Raw genomic sequence first — 15,152 nt, forward strand, 5'->3', positions numbered from 1 at the left:
AGTGTAGGAGCAGGTACAGCCACGTTAGGGGGAGCGGTTATTAAAGCTACTACGATTGATTTAACAGATGCTGCGTCAGCAGTGACATTTACGAATCCTGTAGTGGTGACCGGAGCGATAGATAATACCGGTAATGCAAATAATGGTATAGCAACGTTTACCGGTAATAGTACAGTAACTGGCAATATAGGTAATACGGCAGCATTAGCAACAGTGAATGTAGGAGCAGGTTTGCTACAAGTACAAGGCGGAGTGGTAAAAGCGAATGCAATAAACTTAACGGATGCTGCGTCAGCAGTGACATTTACGAATCCTGTAGTGGTGACCGGAGCGATAGATAATACCGGTAATGCAAATAATGGTATAGCAACGTTTACCGGTAATAGTACAGTAACTGGCAATATAGGTAATACGGCAGCATTAGCAACAGTGAATGTAGGAGCAGGTTTGCTACAAGTACAAGGCGGAGTGGTAAAAGCGAATGCAATAAACTTAACGGATGCTGCGTCAGCAGTGACATTTACGAATCCTGTAGTGGTGACCGGAGCGATAGATAATACCGGTAATGCAAATAATGGTATAGCAACGTTTACCGGTAATAGTACAGTAACTGGCAATATAGGTAATACGGCAGCATTAGCAACAGTGAATGTAGGAGCAGGAATAACATTACAGGCTGGAGGAAGCCTAGCTGCGAATAATATAGATTTTGGAGTCGGCAGTACTTTAGAGTTTAACGGACCTCTTGATGGTGGTGGTAACATAATCCCTTATTATTTTAAAGGAGCTGTAGCAAACGGTAATAACGCTATATTAAATGTTAATACAAAGTCACTTACGGTATATCATTCAACTATAGGAACAGTTGCGGAAATCAATATTGGAGCCGGTAATCTTTTTGCAATTGATGCAAGTGCTGGTGATGTTACTATATTAAATGCTCAAGATATTAATTTTGGAGCTCTAGATTCTGCTTTAGCACTTTCTAACTTAACCGGAGTCGGAGTAAAAAATGTATTGTTAGCAGCTGATTTAGTAGCTCCCGGTGCTAATGAAGGTGGTGTAGTCTTTGATGGTGGGGTTAATGGCCTGAATATCGGGAGTAATGTAGCAGGTACCGCTAGAAATATCGGTGATGGAGGCGGTAATAAATTTAACACTTTACTTATTTATAATGCTGTTACAATAACCGACGATGTAAATTTAGGAGGTATACAGAACGTGCTTATTAATAATAATGCAGATTTTACTAGTAGTACAGCATTTAATGCTGGTGCTATACAAATAAACGATGCTACTTATACGATTGATGCAAATAATGGTAATTTAAATGTACCGGCAGGAAATATTCAATTTGCACATGCGGATGCTCAATTAATATTACAAAATAGTTCAGGAAACGACCGTACGATCACACTAGGTGCGAATATAGACCCTGATAATGACGATGAGGGTATAGTAACATTAAATTCTGTAACTGCAGGAAAAAAATTAACGATAGCCGGAGGCAAGACGCTTGGTGGAGCTCATAAGTTACAAGCTATAGTTTTCAAAGGAGCGGGAGATTTCGGTGCGGCAGATACCACTTTTAATACAACAAATATAGTGCTTGATACTACAGGTCGATTAGAACTTGGAGCTACTACGGCAAACGTAGTTTTACTTAATGATGCTGTTCAATTAACTCAAGCCGGTGGTAATATTGGTGGTTTCTTAGATTTTAATGCAAAAAACTGTACGGTAACATTAAATAACAATGTAAATGTTGCGGGAGCAGTCCAAAATACCGGTGGTACTAATAACGGTACGTTAATAGTTTTAGGTGCAAGTAATCTTAATAGCGTAAACGGGATTGCTATGTTAAAAGTAGGTGCAGGAAATGTAACTATTGCCAAAGGCGGTGACGTTAAAATCAGCGAAATCCAAGGTACAGGTACAAATACTTTAACATTACCTGCAAACTTTAACTTAACAGGCAGCATAAATAAAACCGGTGGTCAGGCTCTGAAGCTAAACTTCACGAATGGTGGTAGTGTTAGTGGTGTTGTAGGGACTGCGGCTAATTTGGTTGGTGATATCACAACGGCAGGTGCTACAAGTTTTGCAAGCAGTGTTAACGCAAAAGGTACGGCGACACTTGGCGGTACTACAAGTTTTGCTAATACGTTTACTAATACAGGTGCGGTTACTTTAGCCAAAGGTTCTATCACTAATTTTGCTAAAAATGTAACGGCTACCAGCTTTGTAGCTAACAGTGCTACTATTAATTTCGGCAATAGCCTAGACTTTAATAGTAATATAACAGGTAGCGGTACTACACTTACTTTAGGTGCAAATCAAGTAACATGTACTGGCACCAGTAGTTTTACCGATACGCTAACCTTAAATACTACTTTTGACGGAGCGGCTAAGTCAGGTGGTAATATCTTAATTAAATCAGGTAGTACTCTTGATTTATCAGGGGTTTCAACTTTAGCACTTGTTGTTACTGCTACTAATTTCGACATTAATAATATAAGCCCAGATACAAAATATACGGTAATATCTGCAGAAACAGCAGGTGGTTTAAAGCCTACTCCTGAAGAGAATGTTAAAATAACTATTAATAATGACAACCGTTTTGTTGACTTTACTTTTGATGCATCGACTTTAACGTTATTTGCAGAGGATATAGCTGTAGATGTTATAGATGAAGATTTTGAACCGGGTGGACCGCTTGCAAATATCCCAAATGCTGGAAATATAAAGAAATCGCTTGAGTTAATGGAGAATGCTCCCAATGGTTCAGATGCACGTCAAGCTTTCAATAACTTTGGTCTAATGACACCGCTACAGGAAGCAGATGCTACAACTCACCTCATGCAAGATGTTGTAAAACCTAGCGATACTATAGCTGCCGTTAATAATCAAGTTGTAGCGAGTAATATATCAAGTAATATAACTGCTCTAAATGCTAGAATGGATAAAGTACAAGCAGCGAATAAAGGTCCTGTTTCTTCCGGTGATGAAGATATGGATGCTAAGTTTGGTGCGTGGATAAGCCCGTTTGTCGGTAATGCAACGCAGAAGATGTGTAACAATATAAGTGGTTATAAGTCTGATACAACTGGTGGCACTATAGGTTTTGACGGCTTAGTTAGGGATGATCTAGCACTCGGACTTGCATATACAAGAGCCGATACTGACATTAAGCTAAAAAATAATAAAACGGGCGATAAGAATAAGGTAGAGAGCAACATCTATTCTTTATACGGTTTATATAATGTACCTTATAAAAATCTCTTCGTTGAAGCTATAGCATCTTACTCAGATAATAAGATAAGCAGCAAATCAAGACGTGTTATTGCAACGGCACTAGAGACTGTCGGTTATCAAACTGCAAACGGTAAGTATAAATCCGAAAGCTATATAGGTCAGTTAATGGCTGGTTATACCTATATGATGCCTGAGAACATTAACTTAACACCGCTAGCTGGGCTTAGATATTCGACTATCAAAGATAAGGGTTATAAGGAAACAGGTACTACTTACCAAAATCTTACCGTTAAAGGCAAGAACTATAATACTTTCGACGGTTTACTCGGTGCTAAAGTATCAAGTAATATCAATGTTAATGAAATAGTGCTAACACCTGAGCTTTACGCAATGGTCGATTATGCATTCAAGAATAAAGTTCCGGCGATTGATGCAAGATTACAAGGTATGACTGCTTCTCTCCCAACCAACAGCTTTAAGCAAAGCAAAACAAGTTTTAATGTCGGTGTCGGTGTTACTGCTAAGCATAAAATGATGGAATATGGGATTAACTACGATACCAATATCGGAAGTAAGTATTTCGCTCAGCAAGGTAGTGTAAAAGTTCGTGTTAATTTTTAATTAACCGTTCTATAATCATAAAAAAAGCCTATATAGTTTGACTATATAGGCTTTTTTGCTTTATAATGTAGTCTTGAGAAGTGTCATTGCGAGGAGCGAAGCGACGTGGCAATCTCGTCAAATATCCTGAGATTGCTTCGTCACTTACTTCGTAATTTCCTTGCAATGACGATAAAAACTTAAATAAAAAATTATGTTAGATAATATTAGAAAAACTGCCGATAGTTTTATAATGCGGGTTTTATTCGCAATGATAGCTTTTGCTTTTGTTGGTTTTGGTATTAAAGATGTATTAAACGGAAGAAGAAGCGGCGATATTGTTACTTTTTCTCATGTGAAAAATATCTCTCAAGAAGATTTTTTGAGAGCAAAATCTTTAGAAATTAATGCTATAAGTAAGCAAACGGGAACAAATTTAACGGATGAAGAAATAGCACAGTTAAATATTGATAACCGAATCCTAAAAAGGCTTGTTTACGATAATGTCTTAGATTATTTAGTGAGTTATTATGACTTAGATCTAAGTGATGATACAGTTAAAATTTTAGTTAAAGAATCACCGGTTTTTAAAAATGAGCAAGGTGTTTTCAATATAAAAATTTTTAAAACTTATTTTAGAAATTCTTATATGGATGAAGAAAAATATTTATTAAACTTCAAAGAAAAAGCTCTAAAAAATATTTTTGTCGGTACTTTTGTAGAAAGTTTCTATGTTCCTAAAATTATGACTGACAATATAGTAGATTATATGGCTGAAAAAAGAGAAGTAGAATTAATACAAATAGATTTACAAAATAAACCGAAAGATTTACAAATCCCTACTCCTACCGATCAGCAATTAAAGGATTTTTACCAAGATAATAAAACCGCGTTTGAGGTACCTGAGAAACGCAGCTTTTCTTATATTAAAGCTAATATTAAGGATTTAAAAGTCTCAGTTACTCAAGATGAGTTGTTAGAATTTTATAATGAAAATAAAGATGAATTCGGTGATCAAAGTTTTGAGGCGGTACAAAAACAATTACATGATTTATTAAAGGCTCAAAAAATCGACATAATTAATATGGAGTTTGCTAAAAAGCTGGAAGATGAGACGGCAGCCGGTTCTAGCTTAGTTGAAATTGCTGAAAAATATAAGCTACCGATACAAAACGTTAACTATATCAGTTATGCAGAGCTTATTGAAGATAAAATAATTGCTGAAAATGCCGATAGTATTTTTGAGCTTTCGGAAGGTGAATTATCTTATCCTATAGAAACAGAGGATAAAAGCTATCTTATATTGGTAGAATTAAAATCTATTCAGCCAGCAAAAATACCTGAATTTGATGCTATTAAAGAGCAGGTAAATAAAGCTTGGATAAAGCGTAATATTGCAGATGTAAACTTAAAAATTATCAAGGATTTAGCAAAGGAATATGATTCAGATCAAGAGAATATAAAAGAGCTTAAAGCTACCGGAATAAAAATAAGTAAAAAAAGCTATATTAGATCCAAAATGGAAAATGATCTAACACTAACTCCTGAAATATTATTATCAATTTTTAATACTAAAATAGGAAGTAATACGCCTGTATTTCAAGTAGGTGATGAAGTATATTTTGCACATATTAAATCTAGAAGTATCGATGAATTAACAGCTAAAAATATTCATGTCAATTCAGAAAAAAATATAATATATAATATTAAAAATTCTGTAATTGACGAGCTAATTAACTACACAATTATTCAGAATGATATGCAGGTAAAAGCTAATTTTAGTAAGTAGCGGAATCCATCAGATCATACTGTATCGTCATTGCGAGGAAATTACGAAGTAATTGATGAAGCAATCTCAGGATATTTAATGAGATTGCCACGCAGCCTATGGCTGCTCGCAATGACGATAAAATAAGCCGCACATTATAAACAAAAAAATAAAACTATGAGCTTTAAAGATTTACCAGAGTTTTTAAAATTTTTAGAAAAAAACGGTGAGTTAAAGCGTATTGCTCTTGAGGTTAAAACTGACTTAGAAATTACTGAAATTAGTAGAAGAGTATTAGCACAAGGCGGACCTGCATTACTTTTTGAAAATGTTATAAAAGCCGACGGTATTAAGTCCGACATACCTGTTCTAACTAATCTTTATGCTAGTATAAATCGTATTTGTATGGGGCTTAAACTTAAGTCACCCAAAGAATTAAGAGAACTTGGTGTTTTACTAGCATTCCTTAAACAGCCACAATCTCCCGCATCTTTTAAAGAAACATTGTCAATGTTACCACTTGCTAAGCGTATATTTGCTATGTCTCCTAAAACCGTATCAAAAGCAACTTGTCATGAAATCATCATTAACAAACCGAATATCAATATATTGCCGATCCAAAGATGTTGGCCTGATGATATTTCGTCTTTAATTACTTGGGGTATAGTAGTTACTAAAGGTCCAACAAAAGATAAAATCGATAATTACAACCTTGGCATATATAGAATGCAGGTTATTTCAGAAAATAAGCTATTGATGCGTTGGTTAAAGTTACGGGGTGGAGCAGAGCATCATAAACGTTGGAAAGGGGCGAAAAAAGAACCTTTTCCTGCTGCTATTGTTATCGGGGCAAATCCAGTAGTAACTTTGGCAGCAGTTACGCCGATACCTGAGAATATCTCGGAGTATAATTTTGCTGGTTTACTCGGTAATGAAAAAGTAGAGTTGGTACAATGCAAAACTATTGGCCTCAAAGTACCTGCACATAGTGAAATAGTGCTGGAAGGTTATGTAAGTTTAGAGGAGTATTTGCCTGAAGGTCCTTTTGGGGATCACACCGGATATTATAATGATGTTGAGGAATTTCCTGTATTTACGGTTACCGCAATAACGATGAAGAAAAATCCAGTATATTTAAGCACCTATACAGGAAAACCGCCTGATGAGCCATCAATCTTAGGTGAAGCATTAAATGAAATTTTTATTCCTATATTGCAGCAACAATTTCCGGAAATAGTCGATTTTTGGCTTCCACCTGAAGGTTGTTCATATAGAGTTGCGATAGTATCGATTAAAAAATCCTATCCTGGTCATGTTAAAAGAATAATGCTTGGGATTTGGTCTTACTTACGGCACCTTATGTATAGTAAGTTTATTATAGTTGTAGATGACGATATTGATGTTCGTAATTGGCAAGAAGTAATTTGGGCAATAGCAACAAGAAGCGATCCAAGGCGTGATACGAGCTTTATAGATAATTCCCCGATAGATTATTTGGATTTTGCATCTCCTGAGTCAGGCCTTGGTAGTAAAATGGGAATAGATGCAACCGATAAAATATACCCTGAGACAAATAGAAAATGGGGTAAAAAAATAGAAATGAGTCAGGAAGTTATCGACAAGGTTAATAGTATGTGGAATAGTTTAAAGATATAAGGTATATTCGTTTAATTTGAAAAATTGGCGTCGTTGTTTCATATTTTTTGATCCTCACGTACTAGTATGTACGCTGCAGTCAAAAAATATGAAACGCCTTGCTCTTTTCCAAATTAAACTTCGTATACTGTTTATACTAATTGTTAATTTTTTGAAATATCTTGGAACTAAACATGTATAACATTCTGCACGAGACGATAATTAATAATTTCGAAGAAATTGCCGATAAATATCAAGAGCTTATTTCGCATTTCATGTAAGGTAGGGGGAGTATGATCCCTAGGAGTCTAATTGATAGTGATAAAAACAGAATTATAGCCTCTTTAATGGTAGAACAATTTTGGGCAAATCCTGAAAATTTTGTCAGCTTAATATTGAATATATTAATAAGTTAAGAGAGCTTACAGCGAATAGCTTTGCAAAGGGATAATGCTTATATGTATAAATAAATATTATATACTCGATTTATCTCCGCATAATTCTTTAGTATCTTTCTTAGTAGAAAATAATTTTCAAGTTTTTCTTATTTCATGGGTTAATCCTGATATCTCTCTATCGGCAAAAGGCTTCGAGGATTATTTAAAGGACGGTATTTTAGTACCTTTTGAGTATGTTATAGAAATCTTGGTTTTGAGAAAATTGATTTTGTCGGATATTGCATGGGAGGTACATTCCTTGCTATAATTATCGCCTACTTCAAAGCAAAAAAAATAGACTCCGTTCATCGTTCATAGTGCTACTTTCTTTACTACTTTGCTTGATTATACTCATCCCGGCTAGCTTGGAATATTTTTTAATGAAGTTACGATTAACTACATTAAGGAAGATATAAAACTAAAAGACTATTTTGATGGGTAATATTTATCAAATAGCTTTAGTTTACTAAGGGCTAATGATTTAATTTGGACGTTTTTTGTCAATAATTACTTACTCGGTAAAAAACCGATGCCTTTTGATTTACTATATTGGAATGCGGATTCTACTAACTTGCCGGCAAAAATGTATGAGGAATATTTACAAAATACATATTGCAATAACTTGCTAAAAGAGTCTAATAATTTAGAGATACTCGGAACAAAAATAGATCTTGGAAAAGTCGGTTGTAACTCTTTTTTCGTAGCCGCAAAAGAAGATCATATATCTCCATGGCATTCAATATATGATGGAGTAAAATTATTAAACGGACATAAGATTTTTTGTCTCACGGATTTAGGGCATGTAGCAGGTGTAGTTAACCATCCCGCTAGTGCTAAATATAATTATCGGCTTAATGACAACTTAAGTTTAAGTAGTCATGAGTGGCTTATGAAAGCTACGGAATATAAAGGCTCATGGTGGAATTATTGGCTTATAAAAATAATGATAATAAGCTAGTAGATTCTTTAGATTATCAGAATCTAGAGGCTATTGAAGAAGCTCCAGAAAGTTACGTAAGGAAGTAGGTGTGTTTGTGGGGATACTAAATCGTCATTGCGAGCAGCCATAGGCTGCGTGGCAATCTCATGAGATTGCTTCGTCAATTACTTTGTAATTTTCCTCGCAATGACGGAAAAGCCGATCTATGCAACGCCTAAAATATAAATAAGTCATGAAGAGAAAAAATAATAAATTTATAGAAATATCTATTGCCTTTATCTTAGGAATTGCTTTAGGTATTTATGGACAGAATCCGGATTATTTTACTAATCTAATAAGTCAAAAATCATTAGCTTTATCTGCTCTGCAAATAAAGCATTACAATATTTCAGAGCTTTCAAGAAGTAAAGTTAGTACATGTTTTACTCCGCCTGCCGGTTGTACTAAGTTTATAGCCAATCAGATAGATAAAGCTGAAGAATCTATTTATATGCAGGCATACGGTATGAGCGATGCGTTAATTACTACTGCACTTATTAATGCACAAGCGCGAGGAGTAAAGGTTAGAATATTGCTTGATCGTAGTAATTTAAAGCAAAAATTTTCTAAATTACATGAATTACAACGAGCAAAAATTGATGTAGGTATAGATAAAGTACCGGGAATCGCTCATAATAAAGTTATAATTATTGATAAAAAGAAAGTAATAACCGGTTCGTTTAATTTCACGGCTGCTGCCGATAAACGTAATGCTGAAAATGTAATTATTATAGAAGATCAAAAGCTAGCAGAATCTTATTTACAAAATTGGTTAAACAGAAAGGCGAGTAACTGAGAGGAGATTTCCACTATGTCATTCCTACGAAAGCAGGAATCCAGTAGCTAAAAGATATAAATATATTTAATTTTTTATATTAAAAGCTCAAATAATTTCGCTTTTTTCTAGATTCCCGCGCAAGCGGGGATGACATCAAATGCATTTTTCGGCTATGCAACAACGCCTTCAGTCGCTTAGCTCATGAGGTTGAAAATTAAGCAGATTTCTTGTTGAAGTTTTTTTGTACTTGTTCTACCATATTTTGCATATTATTAGAAGCATGATGAACATTCTCGGCAATGTGCTTATTTGCGGCTTCTAATATTTTGGTTGAAGACTCATAAGCAATACTTGCTAATTCCTTAGCATAATCCATAGATGTTTCATAAATAGATTTTAAACATTTTTGATGACATTCACTAGTTTGTTTGAAATCTTTAGAAGTTGCTGCTTCTTTAGTAGTATTCAAAATAGTATTAACAGTATTTTGTATAATTTCGGAATTTTTCTTAAGCAAAGATTGCATGCTTTCTGTAGCAATTTGGTTAGTTATTAAAAGAATATTCATAGCTCTTTGCATTGTATTTGTGATAGATGCTAGATAGGATCTACACTAGGGATATTTTTCATAGAGCTCATATAAAATTCTGGATTCATATAGGATTTCATTAAATCTAAAAATTGTGTATTATTTCACATTATGAGTCAATAATTGTTAGCATTAAGAATAATATTAAAAATAGTTAAGTTTTTATAAATGTTAGATACATCAATTCAAGCATTAATAAATAAGTGGCAAAAATACCTCGTTTTGCAAAGAAATTACTCTAATCATACAGTAATTTCTTATAATAATGACCTTAAGCATTTTCTTGAGTTTATGAATTATTATAATTCAGAGTTTGTAACGATAAATCATATTAAAACTGCAGATATAAGATTAATCCGAAGTTGGCTTGCAAAACGTAACTGTGATAATTTTACTACTTCTTCAATTTCACGTGGTTTATCTGCAGTAAAAAATTTTTATAGGTTTTTAGAGAAAACAATACAATTAAATAGTCATATAATTTTTTCTATAAAATCTCCTAAAAAGACTAAATTGTTACCAAAAGCTTTATCGGAAGATGATGTAGTAATATCACTTGAACATATTGAAGAATACGGGAATGTTAAGTGGGTAGAACTTAGAAATAAAGCCCTACTTGTTCTTATATATGCTTCAGGTCTACGTATATCGGAAGCATTATCAATTACGAAACTTCATCTACAAAATCTAGAATTTATAAGAATAATAGGTAAAGGTAGTAAAGAAAGAATAATTCCGTGGTTACCGATTGCTAAAAATTTAATTACCCAATATTTAGAAATATTGCCGTATAAGTTAGGTGATAATGAACCCATATTTAGAGGAAAGCAGGGTAAGAAATTGCAGCCACCGGTATTTAATCGTGAATTAATTAAATTAAAGCATTTTTATGGTTTACCGCAGCATTTAACTGCTCATTCATTTAGACATAGTTTTGCTTCACATTTGCTTGAGCATGGTGCAGATTTACGCTCTATTCAAGAGTTATTAGGTCATAAAAGTCTATCTACTACACAAAACTATACTAAAACAAGTATAAAGCATTTAGAAGCTGTATATACTACCGCATATCCAATTAAAAAATAAATATATTAATATTCATAATCTTCTTGCGTTAATTTTAATTGATATATTATATTATTTTAAAAACCTTATAAACATAATATATTAAAGCTAATATTGAGATATTAATATGCTAGAAACACCTAAATTACCTATGGGATATAAACCTTCTAAAGATGAAGAATATATGTGTCCTAATCACCTAGAATATTTTAGACAAAAACTTTTAAGATGGAAAGAGGATTTATTAAAGGAATCGCAAGAGACTTTAAATCATTTAAAGGAAGAAAATTTGAAAGAATCCGATCTTAACGATTGTGCTACTCATGAAACAGAAAGAGCTTTTGAGCTTCGTAGTAGAAATAGATATTGTAAATTAATGAGTAAAATAGAAGAAGCATTATCACGTATTAAAAATGGGGAATACGGTTACTGTGAAGAAACAGGCGACCCAATAGGTATAAAAAGATTAGAAGCACGACCTATTGCTGCATTATGTATTGAAGCTCAAGAGCGTCATGAAAATTATGAGAGAAGTCATTTGGATGAGCCTGGGAATTAAGTAGCTAGGTAATTTATGTGCGTGGATCGCAGGAATCCAAAAACATTTAATGTCACCACGTGGCTTGACCACGTCACGGGGTCTAGAAAAACAAATTATTATATTAATAACTTTAGTATTTTTAACTAGATTTCGCGATCAAGTCGCGGAATGACACTTGAACATCTAAAACCTAAAGAAGTTAGAGCATTTACTGTTTCAAATAAAGGTAATCCCATAACATTTGAATATGAGCCGGAAATAAATGAGATAAAAGCTTCTGCATAACCGGAAATTTTACATCCACCGGCTTTATTTATTCCCTCATCCAAAGAACAATAAAAATTAATCTCTTCATCACTTAATTTTTTGAACTTAACAATAGTCTGAACTATTTTTTGTCTAACTGTAAGCTGATCATTCTCTTTTTTGATAATACATAAACCGGTATAGACACGATGACGACGCCCGGATAACATCTTAATACAATTCTTGACTTCTTCATAAGTAGTAGCTTTCGGCAATATTCTTCTACCTACTGCCGCTACGGTATCGGCAGCTATAATTATAGCTGATTCCTCTATTTGAGATGCAATTTTTATAGCTTTTTTGTAAGCAAGTCTTATGGTTAAGGGAGCTGGTAATTCACGCAAATTAGGTGTTTCGTCTATATCTGCCGGAATAATTTGTGAAGGGATAATTTTGATTTTGTTTAGTAACTCAATTCTTGCAGGAGAGCTTGATGCTAATATAATCGGTAGGTTTTTTCTGTTCTGCTTCATACTTATAAAGACTAGTAACGATGAATCACACGCCCCTTAGTTAAATCATAAGGAGTCATTTCTACCATAACTTTATCTCCTAGTAATATTCTGATACGATTTTTACGCATCCTACCGGAAGTATGAGCAATAATTACATGATCATTCTCAAGTTTTACTCTGAAAGTAGCATTAGGTAAAAGTTCAAGTACTGTACCTGTAAACTGAATGAGGTCGTCTTTTGACATTATAATTTATGTTTTTATGGTCGGGGCGGAGAGATTCGAACTCCCGACCCTCTGGTCCCAAACCAGATGCGCTACCAGGCTGCGCTACGCCCCGATAATTAATTATGTCTATACTATATACTCTATTATTCGTAGCAAATCAATTTGTTTATGTAAAAATTTATAGATTTTACCTAGAAAAAGTGGTTTTGTTAGGTTCTAAGCGTCATTGTATCAGTCCTGCGGCTTTGTTGTATGGCCCTTATGTTTATACCCGCGGAAGTGGGAATCCAGTCTTTTTGCTGTCATACCGTGACTTGACCCCGATCTTGTATAACAGACTGTGTCCTGAGATTCCGCAATCAAGATGTGGGATGACATTAAAGATTACTGGATTCCTGCTTTCGCAGGAATGGCATAAGAGGTACAAAAATTAATAAAGTTTTGCGGTTTTCACTAAGAAGCTAAAATAGATAGGTTTTACCATTGTGTTCCTTAAGTTTTATATACGATTTACCGAATTTCTATAAAAAGTACATAAAGTTTAATTTATTTTAAACAAGAACAAGTAATCATAAGTTACTTTTTCTATACAGAAAATACCTTATTTATAAGTATTTTTTATAGGTATTTTAATATTTAATTAATGTTTTTCAACTATAATATGTTATTTATATAACAAAATCATAAGTTAGAAAAATTAAGCCCAAATTTAGGAGATATTATGTCAAGTCAACGATAAAAAATTTAATAAAAAAAAGCATGCTTGCATCAACTGCAGCATTGATGCTTGCTAGCACTAGTGCCCTTGGTACTGCTAACCGAATCGTAACAGTAGGGGGTGGCTCAGTAGCTGATGGTAGTGCTTTTGGCAGAGGAGCATGGGGGAGCATATGTACCAGGTTCATTTGTAACCCTTGGCGAAGTAAATAGAAGTGAATAATTTTACTGCAAATGTGTCAGCAATTCCTGCTATATATATATTTAGATACCTTTAATAATGCAACAATGACTGTGCCAAATAACATAACTCTTGGACCGGTTATACCTGTTGATCTTAATTGACACTGACTTTCAATTTAAACATCCAACTTGGATTAAGGCAAAAACTTTTAATATTGCAAATAATCAGCTACTTAATTTTGCTACTAATACTTCACCAGCCGCAGGTCTTTACGTTAATGAAGTTACGGATATACAACCTATGAAAATAGTATCAAGTTCGGCGGGCAAAATGCTACTTATGACGTAAGTAATGAATCGCCAAATGCCGCAGAATTTGTGGCTAGGCTAGCTTCAACCTAGTTCCAGCAAATGATGTAGATGGTCAATTAAGAGTACACGTGGCTTCCGGTAGCCGAGAAATTGCACTTAATGCAGGTAACGGTAATGGAACAGGAGGGACAATAAGGCTTAGCAAATTTTTTACCGATGGGATAGGAGCTCCTCTAAATCAAAATCCAGCTACAATTACAGGAACCATCTTTGCCCAAACTATTCAGATAGGGAACCAGTATCAGCCTAATATAGGAGTAGACACGCCGTATGGTGTGGATTGGGTAACGGCAATTGGATACCGGCGCGGGCGGATTAGTACAATTTACGCAGAACTCGTTAGTTAGTACGATTTCAGCAAGATGTAATTTCTGATATAGATTTTAACGGTACGGCTGCACAAATAACAATCGCTGATGGTAAGAATGTTGGTGGGGCTACCGGTGGTAATATAGATAATAAATTAGGAGGAGGTGCGAATATATTAAATTTTGTTGGTAATAGTACGAGCAATAATGCTGGTACAATAAACCTTGCTGCGGGCGGTAGTTTAGCGGCAGTAACAAGTAGCGGAGGTGTTAACGGCATTGTTAATGTTTTAGGAGCAGGTACGCTTGGACCTGTAACAGGTATTGCGGCTTTGAATCTTAACAGAGTAGGGAATGTTGTGATAATCGGAGCATCTAGTGCGACTACTCTTACCATAAATAATGCAGGTGTGGTAGCTACAGCTGCGGGTGGTTTTACCAGTAATGTTACTGTCGGAACAGGAACATCTACAGGAAATATTACCGGTAATGCAGCTTTTGACGGGGCCGGAACTATTAACACAACAGTTATTACAGGATAGACTGATTTTAAAGGGTCTGCAGGTACGATTAACGTTAATGATACCGGTACTTTAGTAGCAGTGACAAGTAGTGCAGCAACTAACGGTAATTTAGTATTTTTAGGAGGCGGTAACGTTACCGGGTCATAAATAATATTGGAACAATTACTGTTAATGCAGCAGGTAATAAAACGGTTATCTTTCAAAAAAGTGTATCCGTTACTTCTTTAATACTTGGTAACAATGCTGTGGTGAGTTTACAAGACTCGCTTACAACAAGCGGTAACATGGATTTTACCAATGGCGGTGTTTTAGAGTTTTCGGGAGCAAATCCTGCAGGTTATTTACTTAACAGCCAAATCAAAAACGGGAACACAGGAACATTACCGGTACTACTTTAACGGCTACTGATTCAA

At 34.5% G+C, this 15,152-nt stretch carries 13 protein-coding genes, 1 tRNA gene and 3 pseudogenes; 12 read left to right on the forward strand and 5 right to left on the reverse strand.

Going from position 1 to position 15,152, the window contains the following annotated elements; all coding sequences use genetic code 11:
- The 6 genes and pseudogenes from AB4K15_RS06065 to pld all read left to right on the forward strand — a co-directional run.
- Nucleotides 1–3,876 (forward strand): autotransporter outer membrane beta-barrel domain-containing protein (locus tag AB4K15_RS06065; RefSeq protein ID WP_500225757.1); only part of this gene is annotated, 3,876 nt, incomplete at its 5' end.
- 193 nt (nt 3,877–4,069) lie between these two features.
- Nucleotides 4,070–5,644, forward strand: a complete 1,575-nt coding sequence (locus AB4K15_RS06070; RefSeq protein WP_500225279.1) for a SurA N-terminal domain-containing protein — start codon at nt 4,070–4,072, stop codon at nt 5,642–5,644.
- Between the two features lie 156 nt (nt 5,645–5,800).
- Nucleotides 5,801–7,279 carry a UbiD family decarboxylase gene (locus AB4K15_RS06075; RefSeq protein ID WP_032073659.1) on the forward strand — a complete coding sequence of 493 codons (1,479 nt, stop codon included), beginning with the start codon at nt 5,801–5,803 and terminating at the stop codon, nt 7,277–7,279.
- A 429-nt stretch (nt 7,280–7,708) separates the two neighbouring features.
- The gene (locus AB4K15_RS06080; RefSeq protein ID WP_032073658.1) at nt 7,709–7,963 is read left to right on the forward strand and encodes a PHA/PHB synthase family protein; all 255 of its coding nucleotides are present in this window, start codon (nt 7,709–7,711) and stop codon (nt 7,961–7,963) included.
- A 216-nt stretch (nt 7,964–8,179) separates the two neighbouring features.
- Nucleotides 8,180–8,440: pseudogene (locus tag AB4K15_RS06085) on the forward strand (PHA/PHB synthase family protein); the annotation flags it as partial.
- 427 nt (nt 8,441–8,867) lie between these two features.
- Nucleotides 8,868–9,470 (forward strand): phospholipase D, encoded by a 603-nt coding sequence (gene pld / locus AB4K15_RS06090; protein ID WP_500225281.1) that lies wholly within the window; start codon nt 8,868–8,870, stop codon nt 9,468–9,470.
- 196 nt (nt 9,471–9,666) lie between these two features.
- Here the strand turns inward: pld and AB4K15_RS06095 are convergent.
- Nucleotides 9,667–10,109 (reverse strand): annotated as a pseudogene (locus AB4K15_RS06095) (phasin family protein).
- Between the two features lie 100 nt (nt 10,110–10,209).
- Here AB4K15_RS06095 and AB4K15_RS06100 point away from each other — a divergent pair.
- Together AB4K15_RS06100 and dksA are read left to right on the forward strand one after the other, a co-directional pair.
- A complete protein-coding gene (locus AB4K15_RS06100; RefSeq protein WP_032073656.1) occupies nt 10,210–11,127 on the forward strand; it encodes a tyrosine recombinase XerC in 918 nt (305 codons plus the stop codon).
- 106 nt (nt 11,128–11,233) lie between these two features.
- Nucleotides 11,234–11,665: an RNA polymerase-binding protein DksA gene (dksA, locus tag AB4K15_RS06105; RefSeq protein WP_032073655.1), complete on the forward strand. Its 432-nt coding sequence runs from the start codon at nt 11,234–11,236 to the stop codon at nt 11,663–11,665.
- 125 nt (nt 11,666–11,790) lie between these two features.
- On the opposite strand, the gene AB4K15_RS06110 is transcribed toward dksA, so the two are convergent.
- The 3 genes from AB4K15_RS06110 to AB4K15_RS06120 form a co-directional block, all read right to left on the reverse strand.
- Nucleotides 11,791–12,426, reverse strand: coding sequence for a Maf family nucleotide pyrophosphatase (locus AB4K15_RS06110; protein WP_032073654.1), 636 nt, complete (start codon nt 12,424–12,426; stop codon nt 11,791–11,793).
- Between the two features lie 11 nt (nt 12,427–12,437).
- Nucleotides 12,438–12,653, reverse strand: coding sequence for a translation initiation factor IF-1 (infA, locus tag AB4K15_RS06115; protein WP_032073653.1), 216 nt, complete (start codon nt 12,651–12,653; stop codon nt 12,438–12,440).
- A gap of 17 nt (nt 12,654–12,670) precedes the next feature.
- Nucleotides 12,671–12,747 (reverse strand) — tRNA-Pro (locus tag AB4K15_RS06120).
- Nucleotides 12,748–13,418: 671 nt separating this feature from the next.
- On the opposite strand from AB4K15_RS06120, the pseudogene AB4K15_RS06125 reads away from it, so the two are divergent.
- The 3 genes and pseudogenes from AB4K15_RS06125 (at nt 13,419) to AB4K15_RS06135 (ending at nt 14,254) form a co-directional block, all read left to right on the forward strand.
- Nucleotides 13,419–13,687: pseudogene (locus tag AB4K15_RS06125) on the forward strand (cell surface protein).
- Nucleotides 13,684–13,884: a hypothetical protein gene (locus tag AB4K15_RS06130; protein ID WP_084698749.1), complete on the forward strand. Its 201-nt coding sequence runs from the start codon at nt 13,684–13,686 to the stop codon at nt 13,882–13,884. Before AB4K15_RS06125 ends, AB4K15_RS06130 begins: the two are co-directional and overlap by 4 nt.
- A gap of 91 nt (nt 13,885–13,975) precedes the next feature.
- Entirely contained in the window at nt 13,976–14,254 is a 279-nt protein-coding gene (locus AB4K15_RS06135; RefSeq protein ID WP_048751024.1) for a hypothetical protein, read from the forward strand.
- A 7-nt stretch (nt 14,255–14,261) separates the two neighbouring features.
- Here the strand turns inward: AB4K15_RS06135 and AB4K15_RS06140 are convergent, their stop codons facing one another.
- Nucleotides 14,262–14,942, reverse strand: a complete 681-nt coding sequence (locus AB4K15_RS06140) for a hypothetical protein (protein ID WP_500225282.1) — start codon at nt 14,940–14,942, stop codon at nt 14,262–14,264.
- A gap of 45 nt (nt 14,943–14,987) precedes the next feature.
- Between AB4K15_RS06140 and AB4K15_RS06145 the strand changes: the two genes are divergently transcribed.
- Nucleotides 14,988–15,137, forward strand: coding sequence for a hypothetical protein (locus AB4K15_RS06145; RefSeq protein ID WP_500225285.1), 150 nt, complete (start codon nt 14,988–14,990; stop codon nt 15,135–15,137).
- Nucleotides 15,138–15,152 lie beyond the last annotated feature (15 nt).

The sequence above is a fragment of the Rickettsia aeschlimannii genome, from assembly GCF_047973405.1.
Taxonomy (GTDB): Bacteria; Pseudomonadota; Alphaproteobacteria; order Rickettsiales; family Rickettsiaceae; genus Rickettsia; species Rickettsia rickettsii.

Coding starts and splice junctions, on each gene's coding strand:
- AB4K15_RS06070 (WP_500225279.1), top strand. CDS start 4,070: ATGTTAGATAATATTAGAAAAACTGCCGATAGTTTTATAATGCGGGTT.
- AB4K15_RS06075 (WP_032073659.1), top strand. CDS start 5,801: ATGAGCTTTAAAGATTTACCAGAGTTTTTAAAATTTTTAGAAAAAAAC.
- AB4K15_RS06080 (WP_032073658.1), top strand. CDS start 7,709: ATGCTTATATGTATAAATAAATATTATATACTCGATTTATCTCCGCAT.
- pld (WP_500225281.1), top strand. CDS start 8,868: ATGAAGAGAAAAAATAATAAATTTATAGAAATATCTATTGCCTTTATC.
- AB4K15_RS06100 (WP_032073656.1), top strand. CDS start 10,210: ATGTTAGATACATCAATTCAAGCATTAATAAATAAGTGGCAAAAATAC.
- dksA (WP_032073655.1), top strand. CDS start 11,234: ATGCTAGAAACACCTAAATTACCTATGGGATATAAACCTTCTAAAGAT.
- AB4K15_RS06110 (WP_032073654.1), bottom strand. CDS start 12,426: ATGAAGCAGAACAGAAAAAACCTACCGATTATATTAGCATCAAGCTCT.
- infA (WP_032073653.1), bottom strand. CDS start 12,653: ATGTCAAAAGACGACCTCATTCAGTTTACAGGTACAGTACTTGAACTT.